The 865-nt window shown below is 75.8% G+C and carries 1 protein-coding gene and 1 pseudogene; one reads left to right on the forward strand and one right to left on the reverse strand.

Annotated features, from left to right (window positions below; all coding sequences use genetic code 11):
* Positions 1-448, reverse strand: a pseudogene (locus ACFFNX_RS51500) (sensor histidine kinase); the annotation flags it as partial.
* Positions 449-580: 132 nt separating this feature from the next.
* Here ACFFNX_RS51500 and ACFFNX_RS51505 point away from each other — a divergent pair.
* Positions 581-865, forward strand: a 285-nt coding sequence (locus tag ACFFNX_RS51505) for a DUF6069 family protein (protein WP_378213828.1), incomplete at its 3' end; no start/stop codon positions are given.

Raw genomic sequence — 865 nt, forward strand, 5'->3', positions numbered from 1 at the left:
GCGAGATGACCAACGCGCGGCGGGAACGGGCCAGCGCTCCCCAGCCGAGCAACGCGCCGTAGGCGACGCAGACCAGCAGCAGCCACCAGCCGAGCGAGATACCGGAGTTGGGCCGCCACAGGCCCTGGACGAGGTGGGCGGCGATGCCCGCCGCCGCCACGCCCACCGCGACGGGGAACCGGCGGCGCTGGGCCACCTGCAGCGCCCCCATCGTCGCCGCCGGCGTGGCGACCGGGGAGACCGCGGCCAGGACGGTGGCGGCGATCGCCCCGGAGGCCGGCCACCACAGCTGGGCCAGCGCCACCGGCACGCTCACCGCGGCGACCGCGATGTCCAGGACCACCGTGGACCTGTCCACCTGCCCCCACAAGGACGCGGCGGTGAGCACGCCGATGACGAGGACGATGCTCGCCACGGCGGCCGGACGGGGAGGTCGGGTCTCACACACAGGCCTCAAGCTAGCCTCCGCGACGGCCGGGCCGTCACCTACCAAAGTCGGACCCGGCTCCCCCGGGGGCAGGACCGGAGGCGACCACCCGCCCGATGCGTCGGGCCGGAGCGCCGGGCCAGGCTGACCGGCGTGAACACCTCCATCAGAAGGCTTCTTCTCACCGTGGCCGGCGCACCCGTGGCGGCCCTGACCGTGTGGGCCCTGGCGGTGCCGGTGGCCGGAACCACGCTGATCGTACGGATGGGCGAGGGCACCCAGACGGTCGGCCCGGCACCGGTCGTGGTGGCGAGCGTGCTGGCCGGGCTCGCGGGCTGGGCCGTCGTGGCCGTCCTGGAACGGTCGGCGGCCCGGCCCGGCCGGATCTGGGCGATCGTCGCGACGGCCGTGCTCGCCGTGTCCCTCACCGGGCCGCTC

Origin of the sequence: Actinoallomurus acaciae, from assembly GCF_042429965.1 — a bacterium.
Lineage (GTDB): Bacteria > Actinomycetota > Actinomycetes > Streptosporangiales > Streptosporangiaceae > Actinoallomurus > Actinoallomurus acaciae.